The following is a 23676-nucleotide window of genomic DNA, read 5'->3' as shown; positions in this document are numbered from 1 at the left end:
GCTACAGGGATGGTAGAGTCAAAACAGCGGGTTAGCCGATATAACCCGTTTTTCTGTTTACCCGTGGCGCAATCACTTGCGGTGGGTTGGGGCCGCTGATACATCGCCTTGGCTGTGGCCTTAACCCTTATGACCCTCTTTTACTGTTAAGGGATACCACTGTGATCGGTAAAATTCGTTCCTCCTGTCGCCTGCTTTCCACCGTTTTCGTCCTGTTCGTTGGCCTGTCTTCACAGCAAGCGCTGGCGCACGCCCACTTGAAAGTGGAAACGCCGAAGGCCGACGCTAGCGTCAGCCCGGCGCCGAAGGCGCTGACCCTCAGCTTCTCCGAAGGCATCGAGCCGAACTTCAGCGGCGTGAAAATCACCGGCCCGGACAACGCCGTGGTGAAAACCGGCAAGCTGCAGCTCGATCCGAACAATAACACCCAGGTCAACGTGCCGATCGACGGCGAGCTGAGCGCGGGCAAATACAACGTCAGCTGGCATGTGGTGTCGGTCGACGGGCATAAAACCAAAGGCCAGTACAGCTTCACCGTAAACTGATCGTGAGTCTGGCGACCCTGTTCGTTCTGTGTCGCTTGGTGCACTTTGCGGCGGTGATGCTGATGTTCGGCATCAGTCTGTTCACCGCCTTATTGTCACCGCAGCGCCTCTCCCCGATCCTCTCCCGCGATGTGCGCCCGCTGCTGCTTGCCGGCACCTGGGCTGCTGGGCTTTCCGCCGTGGCGCTGCTGGCTATTCAGGCCGGGCAGATGGGCGACGGTTGGCAAGACGCCTGGCGGCTGGAGATTTGGTGGGCGGTGCTCGGCACCACCTTCGGCGAAGTGTGGCGTTGGCATCTGGGCCTGTCGCTGCTGGCGATCCTGAGCCTGCTGCTGCCGGAGCGGCCGCGCGCGCAGGCGTTGGCGCTGTGTTCGGCGCTGCTGCTGGTGAGCCTGGCGTTTATCGGCCACGCGGCGATGCACGAAGGCACGTTGGGCGCGCTGCACCGCGCCAACCATGCGATACACCTGCTGGCCGCCGGTTACTGGTTCGGCAGCCTGGCGCCGCTGCTGGTTTGCCTGCGCTACCTGCAGCCGCCGCAATGGCGCAGCGACGCAATCACCACTCTGATCCGTTTCTCGCGCTGGGGGCACCTGGCGGTGGCGGCGGTGATCGTCACCGGCATCGTCAACAGCCTGATCATTCTCGGCGGTTGGCCGCTCAACCTCAGCTCGCCTTATCAGCGCCTGCTGCTGATTAAAACCGCGCTGGTGGCGCTGATGGTGATGGTGGCGCTGGCCAATCGCTACGCTATCGTGCCGGCAATGAGCCGCGTGCCGGCGCTGGCGCAGCGCGGCGTGGTGCTGGCCTGCTGGCTCGAAGTCGGGCTGGGGATGGCGGTGCTGCTGCTGGTCAGTTTATTTGCAACCTATGCGCCGGTATGACATTTCAGCTTGCCGCAGGCCGGCAAGCTGCGGGAAAATCGACGCGAATAGCAACCTTAAGGCCAACACATGAAATCGGTATTACTCGGCATTACGCTGCTGGCAACCGCGACCGGCGCGCTGGCGGCAGACAAACTGGTGAACATCACTAAACTGGAGTACGGCAAACAGTGGGCGTTCACCAAGGAAGAGGTGACGCTGCAGTGCCGCAGCGGCGGCGCGCTGTTCGTGCTCAACAACAGCACCTTGATGCAATATCCGCTCAACGATGCAGCGGAGCAGCAGGTGAAGAAGGGCCATCAGCGTGCGCAGCCGCTGGAGGTGCTCCTGCTGGACGACCCTGCCGAACCAGGGAAAAAAATGAGCCTGGCGCCGTTCATTGAACGCGCCGAGAAGCTGTGCGCTGACTAACCGCTTGTTTGCCAACGCCTTGCCCAACGTGCGCGGATTGATGCGCATTTGCCGCATAGTTATTTCGTCACGAAACTATCACGCGGCCGCCGGGCGGCTGGCAAAACTGGCGCGGTAGGCTACTCTTAAAGTGCACGGCTGAACAAGCCCTGCATTAAATGCCAACTTTTAGCGCACGGCTCTCTCCCAAGAGCCATTTCCCTAGACCGAATATAGGAATCGTATTCGGTCTTTTTTTGTGTGATTGATTTATAAGTAAATTTCACCTAAGACGCCAGCAACAATCCCCGCTCCTCTTTCGAATCACAGCCACCAACCCGATCTCCATCCCCACCCGCACATATCGCTAATTTAGCCGCACTAAAAGTCATTACGTCATCTATGGCGCTGATAAGCTCCGGTCATTGCTCCCATCACCGGTTAAGCGAGAGCGGCATTATGGGGAATATCAAGATATTAGGCGTTGTAGTTTTAAAAGGACACCTGCGTTGAACGATCGGCTGAGTCGGTTGAAGAGGGCGTTGCCCGGCTATCTCGAGGCGTGGCGTGAGGGGATTTTACCCTCTGACTGGGGGCAGGTGGCTAATCCTGAAGTGGTTGCCGCCCTGTTGGCGGAGTGGGAGGCGCTAAGCGAATTGGCGTCTCGGTTCGAAACCGCCACTGAAACTCCCTCCGAACCGGCTGCATTTTGGCAGGCGCGTGCCGAGCAGATGGCGCAGCGCAATCGCGAACTCAGTGCCCAACTGGCGACGCCAGTCCGTTTGCCCGGCGCGCGGGTGGCATTCTTTGGCTATGTGAAAACGGCGGTGATGGACGCCAGGCAGGTGAGGGCGGCGATTCGTGATGCCGGTTTTCTCATTGATACCGAGGATAAAAACGATAGCGTACCGTCATGACCTCTGTCCTGTAACGCATGAGTTTGGAGAATAAGCGCGAGCGAATAATGTCGCCTCTGTGATACGGAGCAAGGTTCAATTCATCCAGTCAATTTGTTAGGATCGTCTGACCTACATGACTATTGGTGCAGTACATTGAAAATCAAAGCGTTGTTATTTGTTGCGTTGGCCGCATTGGCCGGCTGCAGCCAGGAGGGAACCTCGATGAATCAGCCCGCAAATGAGAAAGGCGGCCAAACGGAAGTGTTGCTGGTGAACAGCGCGCTGGTGGACTGCGTGGGCGTCGGCCCGATGAAGTGCATGCAGGTGCGCCGCTCCGCGCAGCAGCCGTGGGAGTTGTTCTATACCGGCATCGAGGGTTTCACCTTCGAACCGGGTTATCAGTATCGGCTGAAAGTGCGCGTCACCCCGGTGGAGAACGTACCGGCCGACGCCTCATCGCTGCGTTACACGCTGATCGAGCAGTTGGAAAAGCACAAGGCATGACCCTCAACAGGCCGGGCAATAGCAACCTGGCCTGCTATCATTATCCCTTGCCTGTGTCGCAGGGCCATTGACTGGTCTGTTCACTGCGCTTGTTTTCGCACTTTCTTAAGTATATCGAGAAAATCAGGTATATTGTCCTTCGGTTTTTAGCTACCAAGAAAAAATTACTATGATTATCAAACCTAAAATTCGTGGTTTTATCTGCACCACCGCTCACCCGGCAGGCTGTGAAGCCAACGTCCGTGAGCAAATCGCCTACGTTAAGTCGCGTGGCGAACTGAAAAACGGGCCTAAAAAGGTGCTGGTCATTGGTGCATCCACCGGTTACGGTCTGGCCTCGCGCATCAATGCCGCTTTCGGCAGCGGTGCGGCCACCATCGGCGTATTTTTCGAGAAGCCTGGCAGCGAAGGCAAAACCGGTTCCGCCGGTTGGTACAACTCCGCCGGTTTCGACAAGGCAGCTAAAGAAGAAGGCCTGTACGCGAAAAGCATCAACGGCGACGCATTCTCCAACGAGTGCCGTCAAACCGTGATCGATCTGATCAAAAAAGACCTGGGTCAGGTTGACCTGGTGGTTTACTCGCTGGCTTCGCCGGTGCGTAAAATGCCGGAAACCGGCGAAGTGGTGCGTTCCGCACTGAAGCCGATCGGCGAGCCGTACAAATCCGTTGCGCTGGACACCAACAAAGACGTGCTGGTTGAAGCCGTGGTCGAGCCGGCCAACGAGCAAGAAATCGCCGACACCGTGAAGGTGATGGGCGGCCAGGACTGGCAGCTGTGGATGGACGCGCTGGACGAAGCGGGCGTGCTGGCGGATAACGCGCAGTCTGTCGCTTACTCCTACATTGGTACCGATCTGACCTGGCCAATCTACTGGCACGGTACGCTGGGCAAGGCGAAAGAAGATCTGGATCGCGCGGCGCAGGCCATCAACCAGAAGCTGCAGGCCAAAGGCGGCGCGGCTTACGTTGCGGTGCTCAAGTCGGTGGTAACTCAGGCCTCCTCCGCCATTCCGGTGATGCCGCTGTATATCTCCATCGTGTTCAAAATCATGAAGGAGCAGGGCATTCACGAAGGCTGCATCGAGCAGATCCAGCGTCTGTTCGCGACCAAGCTGTACAGCGGTGCGGCGCCGGACACCGACGAGAAACACCGTCTGCGCCTGGATGACTGGGAACTGCGCGATGCCGTGCAGGAAACCTGCCGTGAAATCTGGCAGCAGCTGAACGACAATAACATCAACGAACTGACCGATTACCAGGGCTACAAGGCGGAATTCCTGCGCCTGTTCGGCTTCGGTCTGCAGGGCGTTGATTACGATGCCGATCTGAGCGGCGAAGCCAACTTCGACGTGATCGAACTGGTCTAAGCGCGTCGAGCAGTCAAACAAGGTCGGGTTAGCCCGGCCTTTTTTATTGCCCGCGCATTGGCGCCCACCGTCTGACTCATCAGTCCACTTGATCATTGACAGCAATAAATTATCGTTTTACGATAATTTATTGCTGTTGATTAAGGGATAGAAAATTATGGGCGCTGCGCCAAGGATCCATCTGCCGCTGTACGTGCGTTGTCTGTGTTTGCTCATTATGGCGATGCTGATCGTCAGCACCGGCGTTGAGATGTTCATCATTGTGCGGGATTGGCTGCAGGGCGTAGCCTATCGCGATATCGTCGCCTCTTACCGGGAATATTACCCGGAGCTGCTTGCCTACGCGATCCCGCAGCAACGCTGGGCGCTGTTCGCCACGCTGGTTATCGACATGCTCGGTTATTTGCCCTATTACAGCGCGCTGCTGTGCGGCGCCGGGCTGTTTTATCAATTTTTCCGCGGCAACGTGTGGCATCGCAACAATATGGTGCTGTTGCAGATCATCGGCATCTTGCTGATCGTCGATGTGTTGTTCCCGTCGTTAGCTGGTCTGTTGCAGGTGATGGTATTGACCGCCGATGAAAAAATGCTGTTTATCCTTTATTATGGCGTCAATAGCGAGTCGGTGCGCTCGCTGATCGTAGGCTGCGCAATCCTGGTATTTAGCCGGGTATTTCTGGAAGCGTTGCGGCTGAATGAAGAACAGCTTTCTTTCGTGTGAGAATAGAGTGGCAATAATCGTAAGTCTTGATGTCATGTTGGCCAAAAGGAAGATGCGTTCAAAGGAGCTGGCGGAGCAGGTGGGGATCACCGAGCAAAACCTGTCTCTGTTGAAAAACGGCAAGGTCAAGGGAGTCAGGCTGGAAACGCTGGACAAGATCTGCCGCATTCTCGACTGCCAGCCTGGCGATCTGTTGGCCTGGCAGCCGGACGGCGAAGAGTAAGATCCCAGCGCACTCGGAAGTGCGCTGAACCTGCTGGCCCATTTCTGCGATTAGCGTTATCTTATTGAGCGATATTTGTTTTATTCAGGTTAATTAAAATAACGGGTGATTAACACTTGCGTATTCTTTTTGTCGCTGGCGATGGCATGCGGCGAACGTTATTAAACTAAATAAACTCATTTTTCATTTACCGTCACTACCAATGGCGTTATTTTAAGGGGAATAGTATGACATGGCGTAATTATCTTCTGGCATTGTGTCTGGTATTAAACGGATGCAGTGCCATTTACCCCACTGTTTCATCCTCATCCTCCTCCACTCATCGGGGGAATTGGGGAGCACCGCAGCCCGCAACGCGAGAACAAAAACAGCGTATTATCGCCGGTGAATCCGCCGCTTCCGTGCTGAATGAAGGCCGGGTCGGTATCGGCGGTACGCTGGACTGGTCGAAAATAGGGGGGCGCTAATCGCCACTCTTTATTCAGCGTGGCGCCAGACGTTATCTCAGAGATATTATGGAGCGGTTTATTATTAATTCGCTACTCTGTTTTTCCGATGCGTTATTTATCTTTAAACGATGAATCTCTGCTTGTTGAATTTATATCGACATACCTAGACATCATTACAGGAGTTTTCAATGGCAAAGCGTATTGTCGCCATGTTGATAATGTCGTTGTTGAGTCTGCAAGCAAATGCGGCCCGTTACGATCGGCAATGCGAGGGAGTTTCTCCCGTGCTGTTTCAGAAGAAATTGAAAGAGCTGGCGCATGGCCTGCGACAAGAGATGGCGGTGCCGACACCACCCACGGAGAACGAGGCTGAAACCTTGGCGCGTCTGGCGGAATGCGATGCCGAAAACGCGAAAACGCCGGCGACGGGAGGGCAACATGCGCCCGATCCCGCAGAGCCTCATATGTCTTCACTCAATGGCTGTTGAACGGTTCTCTGCGTCATTTTTCGTGGCGCGCCCTAGTCGGCTTATTCATGGAGCTTGTGTATTGAAAATACCCTCGTTAATCGCTGCGGCGCTGGCGCTGCTGGCCTCATTTTGCAGTCAGGCGTTCATCGATCGCCATTCCTCGCCCGGCGCCTCGACGGAAAGTCCCTCTGCGGCGGGATGCCCGGCGCGGCTGGATGGCTTGTTGCAGCATATTTGGTTGGCTGAACAGATTCAGGCGGAGCGCATGCAGCTGGCGCGGCTGCGTGCGGAGCGGGAAGCGTTGGAAATGTGGTTGCAAACACAGAAAACGGCGAGACGTTCTGCGCAGGGGCACCAGAGCGCCCGATCGGCCTGCGAACAGGGAGCCGATATTGTTCGCTGCCTGTCGCTGCGTCTGCGCCGGACGTCCCTGATGGGGCCGCATCGGCCGTTTGTCGGCGCATATTGCCGGGCCTGGCTGAATGGTCGGCCGCTGAATTGCTAAAGATGAGAACAGGGACTTGTCAGGAGTTTATCGATGAAAATGATAGTGTTGACCGGCGTGGCCTTGTGTTGCGCCAGCTTCGCGCAGGCGCGGGTGGATCTGGAATACCATGCGGCGGCGCCGAAGGACAGTAAGATCACCGAGGAATACCAGAAAAAGCGTGATGCATTGCGTCACAAGGTGTGGAATGTCGATAACCTGACGCTGGTCAACGAGCAGGCGATTGCACGGGAACAGCAGCGCGAGGCAGCAGAGGCCGCCGAGCGGCAGCAGCGGAACCTGGAACAGCAGGAGAAAAAGCAGCGTTGCCTGCGCAGACATTCGAAAGATCCTCACCCCGAGGCGAAGTGTTACATGCACAACTTCTAGCCTTTAACGTCCGGGCGCTTGCTGCGCCCGGCGTCGTTTAGGCCGGGCGGCAATGCTCTTTCAGCATGGCGATCGCATCCGGTTTCAACTGATACAGATAGACCGGTCGGCCAGTGGCGCCGTACAGAATACGGGTGCCGAGAATGCCGCTCTCCGCCAGATAGATGAGGTACTTGCGGCAGGACACCCGCGAAATGCCGATGGCGTTGGCCAGGTTGTCGGTGGAAAATTCGCTGTCGTGCTGCTGTTCGATCCACTCGCACACCGTGCTCAGGGTGATGCTGGTCAGCCCTTTCGGCAGCTTCTTGCTCTCCTGGCCGCCGGGCTGGCGGCGTAGCAGGCTGTCGACGTCGGCCTGCGAAAACTCGCGCTGCGCCAAGAGCTGAGACTGTTGCCGGTAGTGGCTCAGCGCCTCCTTAAAGCGGCTGAACTGGAACGGTTTGATCAGATAATCCACCACGCCGTAGTGCAGCGCTTTTTGCACCGTGTTCACGTCGCTGGCGGAGGAGATGATGATCACATCGGTCTTCTCGCCGAGTTCGCGCAGGCCGGGCAGCAGATCCAGCCCGTTCTCCTGCTGCATGTAGATATCCAACAACACCAGATCGATGCTGACGCTGGCATCGGCCAGCAGGGCGCGCGCCTGGCTCAGAGTGGCGACCGTCGCTTGGCAGTGAAAACCGCCGACCTGGCTCAGGTAGTATTTGTTCAGCTCCGCCACCATCGGGTCGTCGTCGACAATCAGTACGTTAATCATGGGCTCTGCTCTTGGCCTGATAGGGAAGGTGCACGAAAAATTGGGTCAGCTCGCCCGGTTCGGATTCGAAATCGATGCTGCCGCCCAGTTTCTCCAGATGGCTGCGGATCAGCGCTAGGCCGATGCCGCGTCCCGTTCCCTTGGTGGAAAATCCGTGTTCGAAGATGCGCGCGGCGATCGCCGGATCGATGCCGGGGCCGTCGTCGCTGACGATACAGTGTAATTGATCGTCGTGGTGATGGAAGCTCAGGCCGATCTCGTGTCCCTCAACGCCGTCGATGGCGTCGATGGCGTTTTCGATCAGGTTGCCGAGCACGCTGATCAGCACATGGGTGGTCTCCGCATCGTCGGTTTCTGGCAGCAGGCTGGTTTCCTCGATGGTCAGTTCGATGCCGGCCTCATGGGCGCGGCTGATCTTGCCGATGAAGAAGCCCGCCACTTCCGGCGAATGGATCTTGCGCAGCAACGCGCCGATCTCTTCCTGGTAGTTGCTGGCGGTGTTGATGATGTAGTTTTCCAACTGCTGATAGGCCTTCATGTGCAGCATGCCGAGTATCACATGCAGCTTGTTCATAAATTCGTGCGACTGCACCCGCAGGGCGTCGGCGTAGTGTGCCATGCCGCTCAGGCGCTGCAGCAAGCGGCTGACCTCGGTTTTGTCGCGGAAGGTGGCGATGGCGCCGGTCACCTTGCCGTTGACGATCACCGGCACGGTATTGGTCAGCAGTTCGCTGCCGTTGAAGCTGATCTGCCGATCGCGCAGCGGTTCGCCGCTGGCCAGCACCTCCGCCAGATGCAGCTGCGCCGGCCAATGCTTGCTGGCGGCTTCCAGCAGCAGGTTTTCCACCGGCCCGCTCTGGCGCAGCAGGCGCTTGGCTTCGTCATTGACGATGGTGATGCGGGATTCATTATCGACCGCGATCACGCCTTCTTTAATCGACTGCAGCATGGCGTTGCGCTGTTCGAACAGGTTGGAGATTTCGTAAGGCTCAAAACCCAGCATGATGCGCTTGAGCGCAGAGACCAGGAAAAAGGTGCCCAGGCTGCCGACCAGCGCGGCGAAGGCGATGGTCCAATAGATGATCCAGCGGCTCTCCGCCACCACCCGCTGCACGGTGTCCAGCGCGATGCCGAGCGCCACTACGCCGATTTGTTTTTTCTGATCGTCATACACCGGCACGAACACCCGCAGCGCCGGAGCCAGCGTGCCGCGGTTGATGGCGCTGTTGACGTTGCCTTGCAGCGCCGGCGCCAGATCGTCGCCGATAAAATGTTTGCCGATCAGCCAGGGTTTGGGGTGCGAATAGCGGATGCCCTGCATATCCACCACCACCACGAACAGTAGCTCGTTTTGATGGCGCACCTGCTCGGCGAAGCGCTGAATGGCGCCGCTTTGATCGCGCCGCTGCAGGCCGTCGATCACGGTGTTGGAGAGCGCCAGCGTGTTGGCGACGGCGATGGCTTTTTGCTGCAGCTGATCTTGCCCCTCGCGGCTCATCTGCACGAAAAACAGCGCGAACACCACCAGCAGCACCGAAGCGATGATGGCGGACACCATCAGCGTGATGGAGGTGCTCAGCTTGAGCGGCACCCGTTGTTTTGGCATGGCGGTTCTCCGAATGGCGATATCACGGCGTATTCTAGCGAGGAATGAGGCAAGCTGCAGTTACCGGCAGCAGGTTATAGCATGCTGCCGGGGTGCGGAGGGGTTATTTTAGTTACAAAAGCGGGTCATTGCTGGTGGTAGAGCTCCAGCGCCTGTTGGCCGCTGGCACCTTGATGGATGATCGCCATCAGGGCGCGCACCACCTGCGACGGATTGCTGTGTTGGTAAACGTTGCGGCCATAGACCATGCCGGAAGCGCCCTGGGCCATCAGCGCGGCGGATTTTTCCAGCACCGGCCCCAGCTCCCCCTTGCCGCCGCCACGCACCAGCGTCGGGCAGCGCGCCGCTTCCACCACGCGGTGAAAATCCTCCACCCGATCGGTCGGATCGGCCTTGATGATGTCGGCACCCAGCTCGCGCGCCAGCCGCACCAGCGGCACGATCTTCTCCACGTCACCCAGCGATCCGTAGGCGGCGCCCTGGCCGGCTGGCGCCATTACCAGCGGTTCGATCATCAGCGGCATGGCGTAGCGATCGCAGGCGTGGCGCAGGCGGCCGATGTTCTCCACGCATTGGCGGAAAATGCCGGGTTCATCCGGGATCATATACAGATTGACCACCACCGCGGCGGCGTCCATTTGCAGCGCGGCGAGGATCGGCGCTTCTGGGTTGTGCAACACCGCCCACATCTCACGGTGGCGCGCGGCGTTATAGGCGTTGCCGACGTCGGTGCGCATCACCAGCGCCGGCTTTTCGCGCTGCGGCGCGCGCTGCAGCAGCTCCGCCTGGCCGTAGTTGACCTGAATGGCGTCGGGGCGCGCGGCGATCAGGTTGCCCATCACCCGTTCGATATCTTCCAGGCCGATTAAGAAATCCGGTTCGTTGGCGATGCCGTGATCGATCGCCACATCCAGGCACTTGCCGTTGTTGAACAGGCGGTTCATCCGCACCTTACTGCTGAGCTGCATGTCAGGTCCTCCTGAGATAGGGATATGTCCATTATTGCCGAGTAAGAATGGTCGGGAAACGCGGAAACCGCAAACTGCGTAGCCGCTCGCAGTTTTTGCCGGCGCACGAAAGGGGAACGCTCGCCGGTGGCTTTCATTTCATTTGTTAGATCCGTGTCATGTTTTTGTTAATAAGCCATTCCAAAATGCATGTTTCGCTTGTTTGGGTTAAAAAGTTTCAATAATCTAAATTATGAAATAAACATTTAAAAACGCGATAAAGACGCCGTTTGTTGTGCCAGGGGTTTATTTCAATTGATTGTTTTTAATCTGTTTTGAGATATCGATCACCATTTTTTTCACGGCCTTAATACGGCGATAACGCGGTAATTTCGCCGTATCAAAGGGATAACACCGACCGTATTGTTGTTTGAATGTAAAAAATATTTTTCATTAGCTGTCAACCAACAGACCTCTTCATTCTAACGATTAAAGGGTAACGAACATGAAGCTGAAGAAACTGATCGCCGCCTCGGTACTGATGTGTATGCTGCCGGCCAGCGTGTTGGCGAAAGACATCAAGATCGGCGTTTCCATGGCTTACTTCGATGACAACTTCCTCACCATTCTGCGCCAGTCGATGCAAAGCAAAATGAAGGCCGACGGCAACGTCAGCGGCCAGTTCGAAGACGCCAAGGGCGACATTGCGCAGCAAATTCAACAAATCGAAAACTTCGTCAGCCAGGGCGTCGACGCCATCATCCTCAACCCAGTGGATACCCAGGGCGTCAAGCCGATGATCAAGCTGGCCGAGAAGGCCAAGATCCCGCTGGTGTTCGTCAACCGCAAGCCGGAAGTGGCGCTGCCGGCCGGCATGGCCTACGTCGGCTCCGATTCCAAGCTGGCCGGCAAGCTCCAGATGGAAGAGCTGGCCAAGCTGATGAACGGCAAGGGCAACGTGATGATCCTGATGGGCGAGCTGTCGAGCGAAGCCACGCGCGACCGCACTCGCGGCGTGGAAGAGGTGGCGGCCAACTACCCCGGCATCAAAATAGTCGACAAACAAACCGCCAAGTTCTTCCGTAAAGAGGCCGTGGACGTCACCACCGACTGGATTTTGTCCGGCCAGCAGATTGACGCCATCGCCTCCAACAACGACGAAATGGCCATCGGCGCTATTTTGGCGCTGAAGCAAGCCAAGAAATCCGGCGTGTTGGTGGCCGGCGTTGACGGCACGCCGGACGCGCTGGAGTTCATCAAGAAGGGCGATCTGGCGTTGAGCGTGTTCCAGGACGCCAAAGGCCAGGGCGAGGGCGCGGTGCAAACCGCCGTTCAACTGGTGAAAGGCGAGAAAGTGGAGAGCAACGTGCTGATCCCTTACCAGCTGATCACCCAGGCCAATTACCAGCAATTCGCCGATAAAAACAAGAAATAAGCCTTGAAGCCCGCCGCGGGCGCCGGTGTGGGGCGATCGCGGCGGAAAACGTGGGTCAGTGCGGAGGTAAGCGGTATGTACCCTTATGTTCTTGAGGCCGAAGGCATCAGCAAGCAGTTCCCCGGCGTCAAAGCGCTGGATAAGGTCTCGATTAAAATCAAACCCGGCAGCGTGCACGCGCTGATGGGGGAAAACGGCGCGGGCAAATCGACGCTGATGAAATGCCTGATCGGCATCTACCACCCGGACGAAGGCTCGATCAAAATCAAAGGCCGGCCGGTCACCTTCAGCGATACGCTGCAGGCGCTGCATTCGGGCATTTCCATGATCCATCAGGAGCTGAACCTGGTGCCTGACATGACGGTGGCGGAAAACATCTGGTTGGGGCGCGAGCCGGCGCGGCTGGGGTTCGTCAACCACGAGCAGCTGAACGAACAGACCCGCGAGCTGCTGGCGCGGCTGAACATCAAACTGCAGCCGGATACGCTGGTGGGCGAGTTGAGCATCGCCAATCAGCAGATGGTGGAGATCGCCAAGGCGGTGTCCTACAACGCCGACGTCTTGATCATGGATGAACCGACCTCGGCGCTGACCGAAGGCGAAGTGGTGCACCTGTTCGCCATCATCCGTGAACTGCGCGAGCAGGGCAAAGGCATCATCTATATCAGCCACAAGATGGACGAGATCTTCGCCATCACCGACGAAGTGAGCATTTTCCGTGACGGCACCTTCATCGCCTGCGACAAAACCGAAAACCTGACCAAACAGTCGCTGATCACCATGATGGTGGGGCGCGAACTGACGCAGATGTTCCCCAAATTCAACAACAATATCGGCGAGGAAGTGCTGCGGGTGGCGGGGCTGCGCCGCAGCGGCTGGTTTCATGACGTGTCGTTCAGCGTCAAACGCGGCGAGATCCTCGGCGTCGCCGGGCTGGTGGGCGCCGGGCGCAGCGAAGTGATGGAAAGCCTGTTCGGTATGCACCCGGCGGACGGCGGCGAGATCTTTATCGAAGGCCAGGCGGTGAAGGTGGATTCCCCGGCGAAGGCGATCGAGAGCGGGCTGGCGTTTCTCACCGAAGACCGCAAGAAATCCGGCCTGTTTCTGGTGTTGTCGGTGGTCGAGAACATGAGCATCGTCAACCTGTCGGAATACATCGGCAAGAACGGTTTCGTCAGCCATGTGCAGATGGCCAAAGACTGCATGGATCAGATCAAAAAACTCAACATCAAAACGCCGACCATGGATCAGATCATCAATAACCTCAGCGGCGGCAACCAGCAGAAGGTGCTGATCGCGCGTTGGCTGCTGGCGCAGCCGAAAATCCTGATCCTCGACGAACCGACGCGCGGCATCGACGTGGGGGCGAAAGCGGAAATCTACCGCCTGATCAGCGAGCTGGCCAACCGCGGCGTCGCCATCATTCTGGTGTCTTCCGAGCTGCCGGAGATCCTCGGCATGAGCGATCGGGTGATGGTGATGCACGGCGGTCGCATCACCGGCATTTTGGACAAAGACGACGCGGACCAGGAAAAGATCCTGGCGCTGGCCTCAGAATAACGAAGGGTGAACATCATGAGTAACGTAAAGATTGAGAAGCCGCTCTCCGCCGATTCAACGGGCAAGGGAGCGCTGTTCTCCGGGCTGAGCGGCAAAATGCCGAAAGACACCGGTATTTTCATCGTGATGATCGGCATCGCGCTGATCTTCGAAATTCTCGGCTGGTACATGCGCGATCAGTCGTTCCTGCTGAACCCGAACCGCCTGCTGCTGATCGTGCTGCAGGTGGCGATCATCGGCATCATCGCGGTGGGTGTCACCCAGGTGATCATCACCACCGGCATCGATCTCTCCTCCGGCTCGCTGATTGCGCTGACCGCGGTGGTGGCGGCCAGCCTGGCGCAGACCTCGGACAGCATCTCGCCGATGTACCCGGGGCTGCTCGATCTGCCGGCGGCGATCCCGATCGGCGCCGGGATTGGGGTGGGCATCGTCTGCGGCTTTATCAACGGCTTCCTGATCACCCGCACCGGCATTCCGCCGTTCATCGCCACGCTGGGGATGATGGTATCGGCGCGCGGTCTGGCGCAGTACTACACCAAGGGCAACCCGGTTAGCTTCCTGTCGGACGGCTTCACGTCAATCGGCCAGGGCGCGATGCCGGTGATCATCTTCCTGGTGATTGCAGTGATCTTCCACATCGCGCTCAAACACACCCGCTACGGCAAATACATCTACGCCATCGGCGGCAACATGACCTCGGCGCGGGTCTCCGGCATCAACGTCAATAAGTACCTGGTGACGGTTTACACCATCGCCGGCGGCCTGGCGGGGTTGGCGGGCGTGGTGCTGGCGGCGCGCGTCAGCAGCGGCCAGTCGAGCATGGGGATGTCGTACGAGCTGGACGCCATCGCCGCGGCGGTGATCGGCGGCAGCAGCTTGATGGGCGGTGTCGGGCGCATTACCGGCACGCTGATCGGCGCGGTGATCCTCGGCCTTATCAAAAGCGGCTTCACCTTTATCGGCGTCGACTCTTACATTCAGGACATTATCAAAGGCGTGATTATCGTCGCCGCCGTGTCTATCGACATGCGGCGCAACCGCAAAAAACACTGATTGCCGTGAATTGCCGCCGGCGCCAAGGTGGGCCGGCGGCGTTTTTTTACCCGGGGGAACACATGATGAATTACCTGAAAGGGCTGTGGCTGGCGGTGGCGCTGTGTGCGTCCACTTCGGCATGGGCGCAAACCATCGGCGTATCGATGGCCTATTTTGACCAGAACTTCCTCACCATTATCCGCCAGGCGATCGACAAGGAGGCCAAGGCGCGCGGCATTACCGTACAGTTCGAAGACGCGCGCGGCGACGTCGGCCGCCAGACCGATCAGGTGCAGAGCTTTATCAGCGCCGGGGTGGACGCGATTATCGTCGATCCGGTCAACTCGGCCAGCACCCCGGTGATGACCAAAATGGTGCAGGCCGCCGGCGTGCCGCTGGTGTACGTGAACCGCACGCCGGGCGACGCCAAACTGCCGCAGGGCGTGGTGTTCGTCGGCTCCGACGAGCGGGAGTCCGGCACGCTGCAGATGGAAGAGCTGGCGCGGCTGGCTAACTATCAGGGCAACGTGGCGGTGATGATCGGCAACCTGACCGACGCCGGCGCGCTGCAGCGCACCAAAGACGTGGAGCAGGTGGTGGCCAAGTACCCGAAAATGAAGGTGGTGCAGAAGCAAAGCGCCAACTATTCACGCAGTGAAGGCATGGATCTGATGATGAACTGGCTGACCAACGGCGAAGCGATCGACATCGTCGCCGCTAACAACGACGAGATGGCGATTGGTGCGATCATGGCGCTGCAGCAGGCGGGCAAGGCGGATAAGAAAGTGCTGATCGGCGGCATCGACGCTACGCCGGACGGCCTCAAGGCACTGGCCTCCGGCAAGATGCAGGTCACGGTGTTCCAGGACGCGGTCGGCCAGGGCAAGGCCTCGGTCGATGTGGCGCAGCGCATGATCAACGGTGAAAAACTCGAGCCGTATTACTGGATCCCGTTCGAGCTGGTGACGCCGGCCAATCAGGGGAAATATGCGGCCAGGCCGTAAGTTAACCGCCAGGTTCGCGTTGCCGGGGCGCTGCTTGCAGCGCCTTTCTTATTGGCGCCAGTTACATGTCCGCTTGCGGCCAGCGCGGCGCCGAATCTTGCCTCACACTGAGGATCTTTAAACAGCGAGAGGATGGGCGATGAACGCATTAAACGGCAAGGTGGCGGTGATCGGCGGCGCCAGTTCGGGGATCGGCAAAGCGGCGGCGCTGCTGTTTACCCGGCAGGGCGCAGCGCTGGTGTTGGGCGCGCGGCGCGAGCCGCTGTTGGCCGAGCTGGTAGAGGTCATTCGGCGCGAGGGCGGCCGGGCGTTGGCGGTAGCTGGTGACGTGCGCGACGAAGCCTTCGCCGAACGGTTGACGGCGACGGCCGTCGATGAGTTCGGCGGGCTGGATATCGCTTTCAACAACGCCGGCACGTTGGGGCCGCTGGGGCCGTCGCTGGCGCTCAGCGCGTCAGAATGGCGCGACGTGCTGGAAACCAATCTGTCCAGCGCTTACTACAGCGCCAAATATCAAATCCCCGCCATGCTGGCGCGCGGCGCAGGCTCGGTGATCTTCACCTCCACGTTCGTCGGCCACACCGCGGCGTTTCCCGGTACGGCGGCCTATGCGGCCAGCAAATCGGGGCTGATCGGCCTGACGCAGGCGCTGGCGGTGGAGTTCGGCGGGCGCGGCATTCGGGTGAACGCGCTGCTGCCGGGGGGCACCGACACGGCGATGGGGCGGCAGATGAGCAATACCCCGGAAGCGCTGGCGCAGGTGGCCGAACTGCACGCGCTGAAGCGGCTGGCGATGCCGGAGGAGATCGCGCAGGCGGCGCTGTATCTGGCGTCTGACGCCTCCTCATTCGTCACCGGCACCGCGATGCTGGTGGACGGCGGCGTTTCCATCCAGCGCGGCTGAGGTTGGCAGGGCCCGTGGCCGGGCGCCACGGGCCCTACGCGAGGCATTACCAGCCTTTGACGGCGTCGCCCTTGTAGATTTCGGTGGCGCTGGCCGCCACTTCATCGGTCTGATAGGCCTTGACCAGATCCTTCACTTTCTCGCTGTCTTTGTTGTCGATGCGGCTGGCGAAGATGTTGACATAAGGCGAGTTTTTGTCCTCGACAAACAGCCCGTCCTTCGCCGGCGACAGACCGATCTGGCTGGAATAGTTGGTGTTGATGATCGCCAGCGTCACCTGTTGGTCGTCCAGCGCGCGCGGCAGCTGCGGCGCTTCAATCTCGACGATCTTCAGCTTTTTCGGGTTGCTGACGATGTCCAGCGCGGTCGGCAGCAGGCCGACGCCGTCTTTCAGAGTAATCAGCCCCTGTTTTTGCAACAGCAGCAGCGAGCGGCCCAGGTTGGTCGGATCGTTCGGCACCGCCACCTGCGCGCCGTCCGGCAGTTGGCTGAGTGCGGTTATCTTCTTCGAATAGCCGGCGATCGGGTAGACGAAGGTGTTGCCTACCGCCGCCAGCTTGTAGCCGCGCTCCTGCATCTGTTTGTCCAGATACGGTTTGTGTTGAAAGGCGTTGACGTCCAGATCGCCGTTGTTCAGCGCTTCGTTCGGCAGCACGTAATCGTTGAAGGTCACCACCTCCACGTCCAGATCGTATTTCTGCTTGGCCACTTTCTGCACCACCGCCCACAGCGACTGATCGATGCCGGCGCTGATGCCGACCTTGATGTGGTGATCGTCCTGTGCGGTCGGGCCGCAGGCGGTCAGCAGCAGCGTGCCGGCGGCGGCCAGCGCCAGGGTGAGGTTTTTCAGCGTAAATGTCATTTTCCCAGGGTCCTTGTCAACATTGCCTGCTAATTTTTGCAGGCAGAATAGTGGCAGTGACTGTAGGTAATCGCTGGGCTAAAACAAAATACTGATTCACTATGACTCATAGCGATTAGCTATGAGCGGCCGCTGCCCGGCACGGTGCGGATTGTTTTGACGGCGAATCGGCGGGCTTATTATGATAGCCGTTGGCCCGCAAGGGCAGACTGGGTACTGAAACGAAGGAATAGACAATGCGATTGAACACTTGGAGCAAGGCGCTGTTGCCGCTGGTGGTGTTGGCCTGCGTCTCGGCGACTCAGGTTCGGGCGGCGGAGAGCGATACCGGACCGATCCCTAAACAGCTGCTGGGCAACTGGCGCGTCAGCAAGATCGTGCCGACCCAGACCACCGGCTGCTGGGATCAACAGCAGGCGCAGAGCCTGATCGGCGGCAAAATCAGCTATAAGGCGGATGCATTCAGCTGGAACGGCACGGCGCTGAAAAGCGAAGGGGCCACCGTCAGCACCGTAGAAGCGCAGGAGTTTGTCGAGGACAATTCCGGCAGCAGCTCCTACATCGATTTCCCGATGCTGGGCATCAGCACGCCGTCGGTCGAACGCGTGGCCATTCAGCATGCGGATACCACCATCAAAGGCATTACCGATCAGGGCACCGATGGGGTGCCCGGCGATAACGTGCTGGTGAAAGACGCCAACACGCTGATCCTGTCGCTGTGCAACGTCTGGTTTGAGGCGCAGCGCGAGAAGTAATTTTTGCCTTCAGCCCCGGCAACGGGGCTTTCCCACCGCATCGCCACCCGTCGTACGCGCCATTTCTGAACTAAAATTAACCATAACGATATGCCCTGACGTGATATCGGAGCCTCGGCTCTACCGAGTCCATGACAGGAGGCGCTATGTGTTATCACCATATTGTCATCGCCACCGATCTGAGCGATGACGGCAAACGGTTGGTCGAAAAGGGGGCGCGGCTGGCGGAGGCGCTGCAGGCCAAACTCTCGCTGATCTATGTCGACGTTCACTACGACACCTACCACGCGGCGATCGGTTTTTCGGAGCGCAGCTATGACGGCGTGCCGTTCGAAGAGAAGATCCGCAAAGAGCTGGAGCCCACCACGCAAAACGTCAATTACCCGATCGCGGAAGTGATTATTGGGCGCGGCGGCTTCGTTGACGAACTGCGCACGGCAGTCGTGGACAAGAACATCGATCTGCTGGTGTTCGGCCATCACCACGATCTGTGGAGCAATCTGTTTTCTTCTACCCGCAACGCCATCAACCAGCTGAATATCGACGTGCTGGTGATCCCGATCCGCTCATAAACGCGGGCCACCGCCGGGCAACGATGGCGGTGGCCGCTGCGGCTTATTGCGTGAAGAAGTCGTTATATAGCATGTACAGGTGCGCCGCGCTCCAGGAAAAGTTCGGCGCGCCTTGCTGCTTGCCGGTGAGCGGGTTGTAGTTCTCGCGGATCGGCCCGTCGGCGATCAGACCGTCGGCGTGGCGGAAGAAGGCCTGCGCCATCGCCACCGCGTCATCGCGATAGCCGTAGCGTTCCATGCCCTTGAGACCGAAATACAGCTGATCGACCCACACGCGGCCGCGCCAGTAGATATCCGCGCCGAACGCCGGGTTGGTCAGCGCCGCGGTGCCGAGCGGCACGTAGGTATTGAACTCGCGCGGATCCTTCATCACCCTGACCACCGCATCGGCGTTCGTCTGGCTGGCGGCGCCGTTGAACAGCGGCGACCAGCCCTCCGGCCCTTTGCCGCGCTCGACGATCGGTTTGCCGGCGCAGCCATTGGCCAACGCCCGGCCTTCGATGCGGATGTCATAGAAGAAACCGCTTTGCTTGTCGAACATGCAGGTGTTGATGTAGGCCGCCAGCCGGTCGGCTTTGGCGCGGAAGGCGGCGGCTTCGGCGCCGCGGCCCAGAATATCGGCCATCTCCGCCAGGTAGCGGTTGTCGCTGTACATGTAGCTGGCCTGATCCACCGATTCCTGCAGCAGTGAGTAACCAAGCAGCGTGCCGTCCGGCGCGCGGTTTTCGGCGAATTTCACCTGCCAGTCTTCGCGTTTGCCGCCCTGCGCTACGTAGCGCGCCAATTGATCCGGATCGATAAAGCCGAATACCGCCGCGTCGTCGCGGCCCGATTCCCAGGAGGCGGCGGTCTGAGCCGGGATCTCGATGCTGTCGTACCGCCCCTCGCGCACGATGCGATCGTAATTGTCGAGGCCGGCCAACGTTTGCTCGCGCTGCCCACGCTTGACGGTGAACAACATGCGCCCGTCGGGGGTATTGTGCGCTTTGTCGCGAGTGGCGCCGTACTCCGGCACGCCGTTGCCGTTGTGGTCACGGTTGCGCAGCCACCAGTCATGGTAGGCCACCAGCTTCGGGTACATCTCCGCCAGCCAGCCCTTATCGCCGGTGACGCGATAGACCTCCATCACCGCCCAGGCCGCCAGGCTCGGCTTGGTGTTGCGCTCGTTCCAGTTGCCGCCGTCGCCGCCGCGCTCCGGGCTGGGGTTGTAGGCGATAAGGTCAGGCAGAAAACCGGCATCCCACGGGCGCAGGGCATCGCCCGGCCGGATCTGGTAGGCGAATACTGCGCGAATGTTGTCCTTGGCCACGTCCGGGTTGAAGTGCGCCATGGCGTAGGCCTGTTTCCAGGTGTCCCACGGCCAGGTCTGATTGCCGGAGAACCAGCGCCCGGTGACCGATGGCGTGACCGAGTCGAACTTCATCGCCCCAGCTGCGCCGCGCCAGTTGCCGTTCAGCGTTTCTATCGCTTTGACCGCTACGCGCGTTTGTTCCGCCGTGGCGTGCGGGTTGCTGAGCCCGTCGGCGAGATAGCGTTCCCAGCGCTGCGCCGACGCGGCCATATAGCGCTGCGGGTGAGCGAGGATGTCGGCGATAGTGCGTTGTTCACGCTGCGCCTCTTCGGCGGTGAGCAGGTGCGAGTAGGTGGTATAGAGCGTGGTGGAGCCGGCGATGCGCGCCGTGGCGCGGAAGCGGTGGCCATCGACCGTGGTGCGCTGCGGCAGCGATTTATGGATCTGATACTCGGACTGCCCGGAGGTCATCAGCTGCGACGGCGCACGCACCTTGCCGAAGGTGACGCGCAGGCCGTCCGCCGTCGGCACAATGCGGCGCATGTAGTTCGGGAACGCCTGCTCGACGGTGGCCGGCGGCTGCGGCTTTTGCTCTTTGGCGGCGTAGCGCTCCAGCAATTCGCCGTCCCACACCAGCTCCAGCGGCGCGTCGGTCAGGATCTGGGTTTCCAGCAACGAGGTGCGCGCGGCGGCGAAGCGCAGCGTCAGGTTGACGGTCACGCCCGGCGCGCTGAGCCGCTGCACCAGGGCGCCGGGCAGGCTGTAGGCCGTCATGGTGAAATGCACCGGTTTACCGTCTCGATAGACGCTGAGCCGATCGAAATTGTTGGCCATAAAGTTGATGTACTCTTCGGTCAGCAGCGCCGGGCCGGGGAAGCCACCCATGCCTTCAGGGCCGCTCGGCAACAGGTGGCCGTGCCAGGCGCCGAGATCGAAGAATGGGTTGAAGCGCTGGTGATCGTCGAAGTCGTAGTCGAGCATAGAATGCGGCGCACCGTGGCGATCGATCACGTTTGGGTAGCGCTCGGCCAGCGGGGCGTCGGGCATTTTCGGCGCGCAGCCCGTCAGCATCAGCACGAGGGCAGTGGCCAGCGGGGTCAGGGGAGTCATGTTCATCGTAGGAGCCTCAACGGTTACCAATAGAAATATTGCATCAGAAACACCGAGTTGCTGGCGCCGGTGCTGTCATTGCGCATAAAGAACTTGCTGTCCAGCGCGGTGGCCAGTTTGCCGCCGGCGTATTCGTACCAGACGCCGAACTGGGCGTATGAGGTGGCGGTATCCGCTGCGTTATCAAACCGGTGGCGGGCGTAGCTGTAGGCGGTGGAGAGATACAGCCCTTTGGCGGTTTCCGTCATCGCGCTGAGCATCAGGCCCGACTCGCTGCCGGGGTGGCCACCGCTGTCGCCTTTGCCGGTGTGGTGCCAGATGCGGCCGGCCAGGTGTTTGCCGCGCAGCCCCAGCAAAAACAGCTGCCCCAGGCCGTCCGTCACTTCCAGGCCGTTCAGCAACGTCAGACTGTCCTGCAGATCGTATTGGGTGTAGCCGTTGATCATCGCCCGGTAGGTGTACTTGTCGGAATAGCGATCGTATTTGCCGAAGTGCAACAGCGCCTTGCTCTCGTCGATACGACTTTCCGGCGCCGCCGTCACACTGTAGCGGAAGCGTCCGGTCAGATTTTGCAGCTTGGCGGCGTAGCTGAGATCGCGGGTGTTGGGGATCACGTAGCCGTACTCCGGCGTGAAGTCCCCCCACCATTGCAGATCGTCGAGCGACGAGTCGTTGCGTACGCTAAGCATCATCTCGGTGCCGTCGTCGGTGCGGTAACCGCCGTAAAAGCGGTTTAACCCACCCTCGAAGCCGCCCCAGCCGTGGCCCGGCGTCCAGGCATGGCCCTGGCTGTCCGCCTGCACGGTCCAGCCTTCGCCGTAAATCAGGCCGAACCAGTGGCCCTGTTTGATCTCCAGGCCGCCTTCGATATAGGTGCCGTCGCTGTATTGATGCTGATGTTCGCCGTTCAAATAGACGCTGCCGCCGATGCCTAGCTCGCCGTAAAAGCGCAGGGCGGTCGCGGCGGTTTCGGGCAACGGCGGCGGCGGCAGCTGATTGCGCTCCGCCGGGGTGACAGGTTCTTGCTCCGCCCAGACGGGCGCGCTAACGAGCAGCAACCAGGGCAACAGGGCGTGATGATTTAGTGATTTCATGGGGCATAGGCCTGGTGTTGGATGGAACGGAACGTCAGCCGAGCGGCGGCTCACGCGAGGTCGCTCCCGGATCCCTGGGAGAAGAGAAAAAGTCCGATCGTAGAGAGCGGTAAACGGCAGGTATATTAGTAAAATATTTAGTAAAAAATACGCTTTAATCAGTAAAGCGTTAACTTGATCACAGCGGACGAAATGGGTATCTTTCGCTGCAGGCGCCCGGCAACGGCTGGCATGAGCGTGCTCTGGCCCGATTTGGGAAGGAGAGGGCGCGGGCGGCGCTGTACGCCGCGGCGCTATCCGATTAAGCTACCGTTTTTCGTCTGTGCATTGGGACTCTATGGCCACACTGAAGGAAATTGCTGAAGCCGCTAATGTGTCCGTCGCCACCGTTTCGCGCGTGTTGAATGACGACCCCACCCTGAGCGTGAAGGCGCAAACCCGCCAGAAGATCCTGGAAGCGGCGGAGCGCCTCGAATACAAGATTGCGCCTTCCAAACGGCAGAGCGGGCAACGCCTGCAATTCGCCGCGCTGTTCACCTATACGCAGGGCGTGGAGATCAACGATCCCTATTACCTGGCGATGCGTTACGGCATCGAAACGCAGTGCGAAAAGCTGGGCGTGGCGCTGAGCGCCGGTTACGACTTCAACGGCGACAAGGCGCTGCCGTCGGCCGACGGCCTGCTGGTGATCGGCCGGCCGCAGCCCGCGCTGTATGAGCAGCTCAGGCAGCAGGAAACGCCGGTGGTATTCATCGACGGCGTGGTGGACGACGAGCGTTTCGACTGCGTCAATGTCGACCTGTACAAGATCAGCCGCAAGGTGATCGACTACTTCATCGGCCGCGGCTATCAGCGCATCGGCTTTATCGGCGGGCGCGACGCTCCGGCCGGCATCGACCAGCGCGAGCAGGCGTTCGTCGAGTATGGCCGGCAGCAAAATGTGGTACGGGCGCAGGATATCTACCACGGCGATTTCAGCAGCCAGTCGGGCTATCAGTGCGCGAAAGCGATGTTGCAGAGCAAGAATGGCTATCCGCCGGCGCTGCTGGTGGCGACCGATTCGATCGCGATCGGCGTGCTGCGCGCGCTGCACGAACACGGCATTCAGGTGCCGGGGCAGATCGCGCTCATCAGCGTCAACGACATTCCCACTGCCCGCTTTATTTTCCCCGCCTTGTCCACGGTGCGCATCCCTTCGGAAACCATGGGCGCACAGGCTGTCAACCTGCTGGCGGAGCGGCTGCGCGATGAGCGCGCCGTCCCGCTGTCGATCTTCGTTCCCAGCTCGTTGCAGCTGCGCGACACCACCCTCGCCTGACCGGTCCCCGCCTCGGCGGGGGGCGTTGGCGCCCAAAATTAACGTCATGATAAAAAAAGATATTTGAGATTTATTGTGATCCTGTCGTCATTTGG

At 59.5% G+C, this 23676-nt stretch carries 25 protein-coding genes; 19 read left to right on the top strand and 6 right to left on the bottom strand.

Annotation, left to right across the window (positions count from 1 at the left end; all coding sequences use genetic code 11):
* Positions 1 to 161: 161 nt before the first annotated feature.
* The 11 genes from yobA to ACJ8HA_RS08015 all read left to right on the top strand — a co-directional run bounded on the left by yobA (position 162) and on the right by ACJ8HA_RS08015 (position 7328).
* Positions 162 to 545: a CopC domain-containing protein YobA gene (yobA, locus tag ACJ8HA_RS08065; RefSeq protein ID WP_025302450.1), complete on the top strand. Its 384-nt coding sequence runs from the start codon at positions 162 to 164 to the stop codon at positions 543 to 545.
* Between the two features lie 2 nt (positions 546 to 547).
* Positions 548 to 1429, top strand: coding sequence for a copper homeostasis membrane protein CopD (copD, locus tag ACJ8HA_RS08060; protein WP_099817314.1), 882 nt, complete (start codon positions 548 to 550; stop codon positions 1427 to 1429).
* A 69-nt stretch (positions 1430 to 1498) separates the two neighbouring features.
* Positions 1499 to 1840: a YebY family protein gene (locus ACJ8HA_RS08055; RefSeq protein WP_025302452.1), complete on the top strand. Its 342-nt coding sequence runs from the start codon at positions 1499 to 1501 to the stop codon at positions 1838 to 1840.
* 488 nt (positions 1841 to 2328) lie between these two features.
* The gene (locus ACJ8HA_RS08050) at positions 2329 to 2736 is read left to right on the top strand and encodes a hypothetical protein (protein ID WP_311271855.1); all 408 of its coding nucleotides are present in this window, start codon (positions 2329 to 2331) and stop codon (positions 2734 to 2736) included.
* 135 nt (positions 2737 to 2871) lie between these two features.
* Positions 2872 to 3222, top strand: a complete 351-nt coding sequence (locus ACJ8HA_RS08045; RefSeq protein WP_049300685.1) for a DUF4377 domain-containing protein — start codon at positions 2872 to 2874, stop codon at positions 3220 to 3222.
* 169 nt (positions 3223 to 3391) lie between these two features.
* Entirely contained in the window at positions 3392 to 4591 is a 1200-nt protein-coding gene (gene fabV, locus ACJ8HA_RS08040) for an enoyl-ACP reductase FabV (protein WP_025302456.1), read from the top strand.
* 157 nt (positions 4592 to 4748) lie between these two features.
* Entirely contained in the window at positions 4749 to 5312 is a 564-nt protein-coding gene (locus tag ACJ8HA_RS08035; protein ID WP_033642723.1) for a DUF2975 domain-containing protein, read from the top strand.
* A gap of 7 nt (positions 5313 to 5319) precedes the next feature.
* The gene (locus ACJ8HA_RS08030; protein WP_025302459.1) at positions 5320 to 5535 is read left to right on the top strand and encodes a helix-turn-helix domain-containing protein; all 216 of its coding nucleotides are present in this window, start codon (positions 5320 to 5322) and stop codon (positions 5533 to 5535) included.
* 637 nt (positions 5536 to 6172) lie between these two features.
* Positions 6173 to 6472, top strand: coding sequence for a hypothetical protein (locus ACJ8HA_RS08025; RefSeq protein WP_025302460.1), 300 nt, complete (start codon positions 6173 to 6175; stop codon positions 6470 to 6472).
* A gap of 61 nt (positions 6473 to 6533) precedes the next feature.
* Positions 6534 to 6959, top strand: a complete 426-nt coding sequence (locus ACJ8HA_RS08020; RefSeq protein WP_049204176.1) for a hypothetical protein — start codon at positions 6534 to 6536, stop codon at positions 6957 to 6959.
* Between the two features lie 33 nt (positions 6960 to 6992).
* Positions 6993 to 7328: a hypothetical protein gene (locus ACJ8HA_RS08015; RefSeq protein ID WP_025302462.1), complete on the top strand. Its 336-nt coding sequence runs from the start codon at positions 6993 to 6995 to the stop codon at positions 7326 to 7328.
* 37 nt (positions 7329 to 7365) lie between these two features.
* On the opposite strand, the gene dcuR is transcribed toward ACJ8HA_RS08015, so the two are convergent.
* The 3 genes from dcuR to ACJ8HA_RS08000 all read right to left on the bottom strand — a co-directional run bounded on the left by dcuR (position 7366) and on the right by ACJ8HA_RS08000 (position 10659).
* On the bottom strand, positions 7366 to 8085 hold the full coding sequence (dcuR, locus tag ACJ8HA_RS08010) for a two-component system response regulator DcuR (protein ID WP_004940959.1): 720 nt from the start codon (positions 8083 to 8085) through the stop codon (positions 7366 to 7368).
* Positions 8078 to 9691 (bottom strand): sensor histidine kinase, encoded by a 1614-nt coding sequence (locus ACJ8HA_RS08005; RefSeq protein WP_049204175.1) that lies wholly within the window; start codon positions 9689 to 9691, stop codon positions 8078 to 8080. The genes dcuR and ACJ8HA_RS08005 overlap by 8 nt, the downstream gene beginning before the upstream one ends.
* Positions 9692 to 9816: 125 nt before the next feature.
* Positions 9817 to 10659 carry a class I fructose-bisphosphate aldolase gene (locus ACJ8HA_RS08000; protein WP_049209431.1) on the bottom strand — a complete coding sequence of 281 codons (843 nt, stop codon included), beginning with the start codon at positions 10657 to 10659 and terminating at the stop codon, positions 9817 to 9819.
* A gap of 484 nt (positions 10660 to 11143) precedes the next feature.
* Here ACJ8HA_RS08000 and ACJ8HA_RS07995 point away from each other — a divergent pair, with 484 nt between their 5' ends.
* The 5 genes from ACJ8HA_RS07995 to ACJ8HA_RS07975 all read left to right on the top strand — a co-directional run bounded on the left by ACJ8HA_RS07995 (position 11144) and on the right by ACJ8HA_RS07975 (position 16579).
* Entirely contained in the window at positions 11144 to 12073 is a 930-nt protein-coding gene (locus ACJ8HA_RS07995) for a sugar ABC transporter substrate-binding protein (protein WP_025302465.1), read from the top strand.
* A gap of 75 nt (positions 12074 to 12148) precedes the next feature.
* Positions 12149 to 13633: a sugar ABC transporter ATP-binding protein gene (locus tag ACJ8HA_RS07990; RefSeq protein WP_025302466.1), complete on the top strand. Its 1485-nt coding sequence runs from the start codon at positions 12149 to 12151 to the stop codon at positions 13631 to 13633.
* A 15-nt stretch (positions 13634 to 13648) separates the two neighbouring features.
* The gene (locus tag ACJ8HA_RS07985; protein ID WP_049209216.1) at positions 13649 to 14689 is read left to right on the top strand and encodes an ABC transporter permease; all 1041 of its coding nucleotides are present in this window, start codon (positions 13649 to 13651) and stop codon (positions 14687 to 14689) included.
* 65 nt (positions 14690 to 14754) lie between these two features.
* Positions 14755 to 15675, top strand: a complete 921-nt coding sequence (locus ACJ8HA_RS07980; protein WP_043141597.1) for a sugar ABC transporter substrate-binding protein — start codon at positions 14755 to 14757, stop codon at positions 15673 to 15675.
* A 139-nt stretch (positions 15676 to 15814) separates the two neighbouring features.
* On the top strand, positions 15815 to 16579 hold the full coding sequence (locus ACJ8HA_RS07975; protein ID WP_049209215.1) for an SDR family oxidoreductase: 765 nt from the start codon (positions 15815 to 15817) through the stop codon (positions 16577 to 16579).
* Positions 16580 to 16625: 46 nt separating this feature from the next.
* Here ACJ8HA_RS07975 and metQ read toward each other — a convergent pair whose 3' ends face one another.
* Positions 16626 to 17441, bottom strand: coding sequence for a methionine ABC transporter substrate-binding lipoprotein MetQ (gene metQ / locus ACJ8HA_RS07970; protein ID WP_043141591.1), 816 nt, complete (start codon positions 17439 to 17441; stop codon positions 16626 to 16628).
* 236 nt (positions 17442 to 17677) lie between these two features.
* Between metQ and ACJ8HA_RS07965 the strand changes: the two genes are divergently transcribed.
* On the top strand, positions 17678 to 18196 hold the full coding sequence (locus ACJ8HA_RS07965; protein ID WP_089180784.1) for a hypothetical protein: 519 nt from the start codon (positions 17678 to 17680) through the stop codon (positions 18194 to 18196).
* A gap of 146 nt (positions 18197 to 18342) precedes the next feature.
* Positions 18343 to 18768 (top strand): universal stress protein, encoded by a 426-nt coding sequence (locus ACJ8HA_RS07960; RefSeq protein WP_049209213.1) that lies wholly within the window; start codon positions 18343 to 18345, stop codon positions 18766 to 18768.
* Between the two features lie 43 nt (positions 18769 to 18811).
* Here ACJ8HA_RS07960 and ygjK read toward each other — a convergent pair whose 3' ends face one another.
* Positions 18812 to 21175 (bottom strand): alpha-glucosidase, encoded by a 2364-nt coding sequence (gene ygjK / locus ACJ8HA_RS07955; RefSeq protein ID WP_089180785.1) that lies wholly within the window; start codon positions 21173 to 21175, stop codon positions 18812 to 18814.
* A gap of 17 nt (positions 21176 to 21192) precedes the next feature.
* Positions 21193 to 22263 (bottom strand): protein YgjJ, encoded by a 1071-nt coding sequence (gene ygjJ / locus ACJ8HA_RS07950; RefSeq protein ID WP_164067605.1) that lies wholly within the window; start codon positions 22261 to 22263, stop codon positions 21193 to 21195.
* A gap of 337 nt (positions 22264 to 22600) precedes the next feature.
* Between ygjJ and ebgR the strand changes: the two genes are divergently transcribed.
* Positions 22601 to 23581 carry a transcriptional regulator EbgR gene (gene ebgR / locus ACJ8HA_RS07945; protein ID WP_089180787.1) on the top strand — a complete coding sequence of 327 codons (981 nt, stop codon included), beginning with the start codon at positions 22601 to 22603 and terminating at the stop codon, positions 23579 to 23581.
* Positions 23582 to 23676 lie beyond the last annotated feature (95 nt).

The organism is Serratia sp. CY33802 (assembly GCF_052169095.1).
GTDB classification, from domain to species: Bacteria; Pseudomonadota; Gammaproteobacteria; order Enterobacterales; family Enterobacteriaceae; genus Serratia; species Serratia bockelmannii.
This window is presented reverse-complemented; position numbering and strand designations above follow the sequence as displayed.

Excerpts from the sequence above, each read along its gene's own strand:
- ACJ8HA_RS08055 (WP_025302452.1), top strand. The coding sequence starts at position 1,499 with ATGAAATCGGTATTACTCGGCATTACGCTGCTGGCAACCGCGACCGGC.
- ACJ8HA_RS07980 (WP_043141597.1), top strand. The coding sequence starts at position 14,755 with ATGAATTACCTGAAAGGGCTGTGGCTGGCGGTGGCGCTGTGTGCGTCC.
- ACJ8HA_RS07975 (WP_049209215.1), top strand. The coding sequence starts at position 15,815 with ATGAACGCATTAAACGGCAAGGTGGCGGTGATCGGCGGCGCCAGTTCG.
- ygjJ (WP_164067605.1), bottom strand. The coding sequence starts at position 22,263 with ATGAAATCACTAAATCATCACGCCCTGTTGCCCTGGTTGCTGCTCGTT.
- ygjK (WP_089180785.1), bottom strand. The coding sequence starts at position 21,175 with ATGAACATGACTCCCCTGACCCCGCTGGCCACTGCCCTCGTGCTGATG.
- metQ (WP_043141591.1), bottom strand. The coding sequence starts at position 17,441 with ATGACATTTACGCTGAAAAACCTCACCCTGGCGCTGGCCGCCGCCGGC.
- ACJ8HA_RS07965 (WP_089180784.1), top strand. The coding sequence starts at position 17,678 with ATGCGATTGAACACTTGGAGCAAGGCGCTGTTGCCGCTGGTGGTGTTG.
- ACJ8HA_RS07960 (WP_049209213.1), top strand. The coding sequence starts at position 18,343 with ATGTGTTATCACCATATTGTCATCGCCACCGATCTGAGCGATGACGGC.
- ACJ8HA_RS07995 (WP_025302465.1), top strand. The coding sequence starts at position 11,144 with ATGAAGCTGAAGAAACTGATCGCCGCCTCGGTACTGATGTGTATGCTG.
- ACJ8HA_RS08005 (WP_049204175.1), bottom strand. The coding sequence starts at position 9,691 with ATGCCAAAACAACGGGTGCCGCTCAAGCTGAGCACCTCCATCACGCTG.
- ACJ8HA_RS08025 (WP_025302460.1), top strand. The coding sequence starts at position 6,173 with ATGGCAAAGCGTATTGTCGCCATGTTGATAATGTCGTTGTTGAGTCTG.
- dcuR (WP_004940959.1), bottom strand. The coding sequence starts at position 8,085 with ATGATTAACGTACTGATTGTCGACGACGACCCGATGGTGGCGGAGCTG.
- ACJ8HA_RS07985 (WP_049209216.1), top strand. The coding sequence starts at position 13,649 with ATGAGTAACGTAAAGATTGAGAAGCCGCTCTCCGCCGATTCAACGGGC.
- ebgR (WP_089180787.1), top strand. The coding sequence starts at position 22,601 with ATGGCCACACTGAAGGAAATTGCTGAAGCCGCTAATGTGTCCGTCGCC.
- ACJ8HA_RS08035 (WP_033642723.1), top strand. The coding sequence starts at position 4,749 with ATGGGCGCTGCGCCAAGGATCCATCTGCCGCTGTACGTGCGTTGTCTG.
- ACJ8HA_RS08000 (WP_049209431.1), bottom strand. The coding sequence starts at position 10,659 with ATGCAGCTCAGCAGTAAGGTGCGGATGAACCGCCTGTTCAACAACGGC.
- ACJ8HA_RS07990 (WP_025302466.1), top strand. The coding sequence starts at position 12,149 with ATGTACCCTTATGTTCTTGAGGCCGAAGGCATCAGCAAGCAGTTCCCC.
- fabV (WP_025302456.1), top strand. The coding sequence starts at position 3,392 with ATGATTATCAAACCTAAAATTCGTGGTTTTATCTGCACCACCGCTCAC.
- ACJ8HA_RS08015 (WP_025302462.1), top strand. The coding sequence starts at position 6,993 with ATGAAAATGATAGTGTTGACCGGCGTGGCCTTGTGTTGCGCCAGCTTC.